Below are 4,897 nucleotides of genomic sequence, written 5' to 3'. Positions count from 1 at the left end.
GTAGATCGCCAGCAGGGCGTCCTCGGGGGTCTTGCTGTCGTCCTTGTGCAGCGTGGCGGCGACGGCCTTGTCGTTTCCGTAGTACTTGAGGATCTCCTCGTCGCCGGTGAGCCCGTGATGGTCGCCCCGCCGATCTTCGGTTTTGGCCTGTGAGATCGCGCGCAGCAGCACCGTCACCGGCAGCTTGCGGGTCCGGTCGATGCGGACGTAGATGATGTTGTTGCCGTCGATCTCGAGTTCCAGCCAGGCGCCCCGATGAGGGATCACCGTGGCGGACGGGAGCAGCCGCCCATTGGGGTCCGGGGACATGCTGTAATAGACGCCCGGCGACCGGACCAACTGGCTGACGACCACGCGCTCGGCCCCGTTGATCACGAAGGTCCCCTGCTCGGTCATCAGCGGGAAGTCCCCCATGAAGACTTCCTGCTCTTTGACCTCGCCGGTCTCTTTGTTCACCAGCCGGACCTGGACCTTGAGCGCGGCGCTGTAGTTGTAGTCGCGTTCGCGGCACTCATCCACGGAGTACTTCAGCTGCTCCAGCCGGTAGCCGTCGAACTCCAGGCGGAGATCCCCCTGCTCGTCTTCCTGGGGGGTCCGCGACCGCCGCCGGCCGACCGCGAAGTGGAGCTCCAGGTTGCCGGTGAAGTCCTTGATCGGCGAGACCTCCTCGAAGACCTTGCGGATGCCCTCCTTCAAGAACCACTTGAAGGACTCACGCTGGATCTCGACGAGATTCGGGACGTCGAGCACGGCGGGGATCTTGGCGAAGCTGACCCGGCTCCGCTTGCCGTACCGGCTCACCTTCACCTCGCCGAGCCCCTTGAGCGTCCGCACGCCGGTGTGGGACTCGGCCGCCTGCGGAGGCGCCTGGAACACGGCCACCGGAGCCCGCTCGGCCTTGGTATCCAGCACGATCGTCCTCATCAACCGAGGATGGCGCTTTCGGCCGCCCGGGCCTGGTGATCCCTGAAGCTTCGACCGGGCCAACCCCCTGGTGACGAAGCGAAGCGGACCCGGCTTGACGCGGGCACCCTTCTTCGATGCGGCAGTCCTGGTCCTGGCCTTGGACGGTGCGGCCTTTCCCTTCACGGGTTTCGCCTCCACGCGGAAATCACGTCAAAACGACGCACGGGCGCAAGTGTGCAATGCCTCGCGTCCAGCAGAAAGCCCCGCCGGGCGAGCTACCGCTCCAAGCTGGCCCATCAACGCGGGCCTATCCCACAGATGCCAAAGATCAACTACCCGGGTAGTAGTCCTACAGGCCTTGCCGAACCAGATAGTCGCGGTCGCGGTTAGTGATCATCGCCTGACCCGGTCCGTCTCGATGCCGCTTCCACGTTGCGAGACCGTAGTCGGTGCAGTAGAGGAAGTGGCGCGCCGCCGCTTCGCTCGCTAGAGCAAGGCCCTGGCCAACGCAGAACTGTCGACGCTCTTGTGATCGATCCCGTAATGAGGCCCACACACGGGTGCGATCCTTGTCGAGCGCTATGATAGACATCCTCCAGGAGTCGGCGTCTTTCAATCGGGCCTTCTCCTCCGTGGAGCCGACCTATTGCCGGGGGGGATGGTCGTGGACGTAAGGAAGGGGAAGCACCTTTAAGTCTACGCCTGCTTGGACAGAGAGGCAACAGCAGGATGGGGCTTTGTCCGGTGTCGGCTACCGTCTTCGGGTTCAAGACTGACGGCATCAACTGTTCTTGACGCGCCCGTGATGCGTTCCTCCCTCTTTCTTGTCACCGTCTTGTCACTCTCGGTGTGTATCTTGTCTTTCTCCTGACCTTATCCCTGGTACGTTTTAGGGGAGAGCATGTGCTGAGGTGTCCTTCTGTGGATGCGTGCGCCCATGGCGTCTAGCCACGGAGAAGGGGAAGTCGATGGCGATATTTAGATGTTGGGTGGAGGACAGTCCCTTGGCGCCTATTGTGCATGTGCGGGGTGACGTTGATCTCCTCACCGCCCCGGAATTTCGGGCGTGCATGCGGAGCACGGCGAGCAGCACCACCCACAATGGCTACGTCGTCGTCGACCTGAGCGAGCTCGAGTATATCGACGGCGGCGGGTTACGAGCCCTGGAGGAGGGAGCCACGCTGTGTCGGCAGGGTAGCCGTGAGTTGGTGCTCGTGGCGCCACCTCCCCATATCGAACGGATCCTGGAGATGGTCCAGCTCGCGGACCACCTGCCGGTCCTGAACTCGGTCGAGGCACTTTCTGGGCGCGCGCAACTTAACGGCGATCAACCCGATAAGAGCGGGGAAGACGACGTCACGGCCTCGCTCCCCGGTCGCGAACCACATGGTTGAGCGCGGCTCCCCCAGTAGAGAGGCAGACACGCCTGTGATGAGTGAGCACGGATCGTGGACCTTTACCATCCAGCTCGAGACCGACCCGCATGTGATCCGGGCGGTGCGAAAAGTCATCGCTGCGACGGCGCGGATCGGAGGGGCTCGAGATGTTGACGCGCGATGCATTGAGCTCTCCGTTGGGGAAGCCCTCGCCAATGCCCGGTTCCATGCGTACCAAAACGGCGTCGGCCCCATTGAGGCGACGGTGAAGCTGGACGGCGGGATGTTTTCCGTCCTGATTCAGAACGATGGCAAACCCGTGACAAGCGGCGCGCGGGAGCCCGATGCGCTCGGAACGACTGAATCTCTGAACTGGGGCCTCCATCTGATCGGGCGCATGATGGATCAAGTAGAAATCACACGCTCCACATTGGGCGATCATGGGACGGCGATTCGAATGTCGAAACGCCTCGCCGCGTAACTGCGGGTGGGCCCTTCGAGCCGAGGAGGCTCGGATCGACCAACTGGAGGGGCCGGACCTTTAGCGAAATCAGACGCCGACTCGCGACGAGGACGGGTGATGATAAAGCACCCGGGTAGCCGCCAGGATCCGGATCGGTGTCGACGGAGGTGCGAGATTGCCAAGTGATGGCAAGGGAACCACCATCAAGAAGGAGGAACGATCGTGAAAAACATCGTGATTGCGATTGCGACCCTGTGTATCTTCTCGGTCCTGTCCGTGGGATCAGCTTCTGCGCAGATGTATCGAATGGCTCCGCAGCAGCAACTGAAACTTCAGCAGCTAGCTGTTCCGGCACCCCCAGGGACGCCGGGCCCGTATGCGAACGTGACGAATTTGAAACCCTTCAGTGCCGAGACGGATCACATGTCTCTAGCCGGCTATCTCCGGTATTTGACCCACCAACGGACAAGCCAGTGGCTTACGTATCCGGAAGCCACGCGCATCGTACGCCAGTAGCACAGTCAGGAACGATTATCCGCAAAAGAGTAGGAGAAAGGGGATCGTGCGATGAGTATTCTGGCATGGATGATCGTCGGGATTATCGCAGGCTGGCTGGCGAAGAGGGTGATTCTGGGTGAGGGGCCCAGGGGCGTTCCCGGAGATCTGGTGATCGGGGTCGTCGGCGCCATCGGGGGCGGATGGATCTTCAACTACTTTGGGCACCCCGGCGCCACGGGTGTGAACATTGGGTCCGTCGTCGTCGCCTTTGTCGGGGCCGTGGTCGTGCTGTGGCTGATGCGACAGCTCGTCGGGACGAGGGGTGCCAAACTAGCATAGTGTTGGCAGACAAACATTTGCGTCCACGTTCGAGGGGTAGGGAGAACCGGTCCTCCCCCACGGTAAATGTTAGAAAAGCGAGCAAACGATCTTGAAGGAGGGCAACAGCGATGCGAACGCGGAGCTTCAGCAGGAGCATTGTTTGGGCCGTCTGGTTTTCTCTCTTGGGTAGCATGATGCTGCCGAGTGTGTCCCAGGCCAAAACGGCGCACGAGATTGACGCGAGCGTGAATGCGGCGCTGGACCGGTTCATGAAGCAGGTGAGAGGATCCAGGGGGCCCCCGTGTTCACGAGCACCACCGATCCATCAACGCCCGCCTGCCAGCCGTTCGCGGCCCGGAAGTCCCGAAGAGCCTTGTCCTGCAGGAACACCGGGATGATATCCTTCTTCTGGGCGCCGAGCTGAAACCGGACCGAGCCGACCTTGATGTTGTAGTACGCAGATGCAGGGGGATAGCTCAAGGTAGCGAGGGAACGGGACGCCACGACGCCTTCTGAGGATCCATGCGGATTGCACAGGTCGTACCTCTCTCCGAAAGTGTGCCCCCGAAGTGGTATGGTGGCACGGAGCGGATCGTCTCAGGGGTGACAGAGGAACTCGTCCGTCGCGGGCATGAGGTCGTGCTGTTTGCCAGCGGAGACTCCACGACGGCGGCCGAGTTGATCGCGTGTTGCCCGCAAGGGCTCCGGCTGGATCGCGGAGTGCAAAATCACATGGCGTACACCGTGATTGAACTGGGGAAGGTAAGCGACCGAGCCGAAGAGTTCGATCTCATTCACAGCCATATCGATTATTTTGCCTTCCCCTTATCGCGCTTGACCCGGACACCGATCGTCACCACGTTGCACGGGCGCCTGGATCTCCCGGAGCTTCAGCACGTCTATGCGGAGTATCCTGAGGTTCCCCTCGTATCCTGAGGTCCCCCTCGTCTCGAACGGGATCGATCTGCGGCACTTTACGCTCAAAGAGCGACGCGGGGACTACCTGGCCTTTCTGGGGCGGATTTCGCCGGAGAAGTGTGCCGACCGAGCGATTGCCATTGCCCGTGCGGTAGGCATGCCCCTACGGATCGCCGCGAAGATTGATCCCGTGGACGAAGAGTATTTCACCGAGAAGATCCAACCGCTGCTCCGGGATCCACTGGTTGAGTTTGTGGGAGAGATTGACGAAGCGCAGAAGGATGAGTTTTTGGGGAACGCGTTTGCGTATCTCTTTCTCATCAACTGGCCTGAGCCATTCGGGATTACGATGATTGAAGCCATGGCGTGTGGGACGCCGGTCATCGCGATGCGCCACGGGTCGGTTCCCGAGGTC

At 61.4% G+C, this 4,897-nt stretch carries 6 protein-coding genes and 1 pseudogene; 5 read left to right on the top strand and 2 right to left on the bottom strand.

Translation table 11 applies throughout. The features are described from left to right. Positions 1 to 807 (bottom strand): hypothetical protein (locus tag VFP86_06690; protein ID HET8999314.1); only part of this gene is annotated, 807 nt, incomplete at its 3' end. A gap of 1,103 nt (positions 808 to 1,910) precedes the next feature. On the opposite strand from VFP86_06690, the gene VFP86_06685 reads away from it, so the two are divergent. The 4 genes from VFP86_06685 (at position 1,911) to VFP86_06670 (ending at position 3,582) form a co-directional block, all read left to right on the top strand. Further along, the gene (locus tag VFP86_06685) at positions 1,911 to 2,300 is read left to right on the top strand and encodes an STAS domain-containing protein (GenBank protein ID HET8999313.1); all 390 of its coding nucleotides are present in this window, start codon (positions 1,911 to 1,913) and stop codon (positions 2,298 to 2,300) included. 37 nt (positions 2,301 to 2,337) lie between these two features. Next, positions 2,338 to 2,763, top strand: a complete 426-nt coding sequence (locus tag VFP86_06680; protein HET8999312.1) for an ATP-binding protein — start codon at positions 2,338 to 2,340, stop codon at positions 2,761 to 2,763. Between the two features lie 204 nt (positions 2,764 to 2,967). Then, a complete protein-coding gene (locus VFP86_06675) occupies positions 2,968 to 3,261 on the top strand; it encodes a hypothetical protein (GenBank protein ID HET8999311.1) in 294 nt (97 codons plus the stop codon). Between the two features lie 51 nt (positions 3,262 to 3,312). Next, complete coding sequence (locus VFP86_06670) at positions 3,313 to 3,582, top strand: GlsB/YeaQ/YmgE family stress response membrane protein (GenBank protein ID HET8999310.1); 270 nt, start codon at positions 3,313 to 3,315, stop codon at positions 3,580 to 3,582. A gap of 249 nt (positions 3,583 to 3,831) precedes the next feature. Here VFP86_06670 and VFP86_06665 read toward each other — a convergent pair whose 3' ends face one another. Next, positions 3,832 to 4,068, bottom strand: a complete 237-nt coding sequence (locus tag VFP86_06665) for a hypothetical protein (GenBank protein HET8999309.1) — start codon at positions 4,066 to 4,068, stop codon at positions 3,832 to 3,834. 18 nt (positions 4,069 to 4,086) lie between these two features. Here VFP86_06665 and VFP86_06660 point away from each other — a divergent pair. Next, positions 4,087 to 4,897 (top strand): annotated as a pseudogene (locus tag VFP86_06660) (glycosyltransferase family 4 protein).

The organism is bacterium, assembly GCA_035703895.1.
GTDB lineage: Bacteria > Sysuimicrobiota > Sysuimicrobiia > Sysuimicrobiales > Segetimicrobiaceae > Segetimicrobium.
This window is presented reverse-complemented; position numbering and strand designations above follow the sequence as displayed.

Bases quoted from the DNA above. Each gene is read 5' to 3' on its own strand.
- VFP86_06680 (HET8999312.1), top strand. From the start codon at position 2,338: ATGAGTGAGCACGGATCGTGGACCTTTACCATCCAGCTCGAGACCGAC.
- VFP86_06670 (HET8999310.1), top strand. From the start codon at position 3,313: ATGAGTATTCTGGCATGGATGATCGTCGGGATTATCGCAGGCTGGCTG.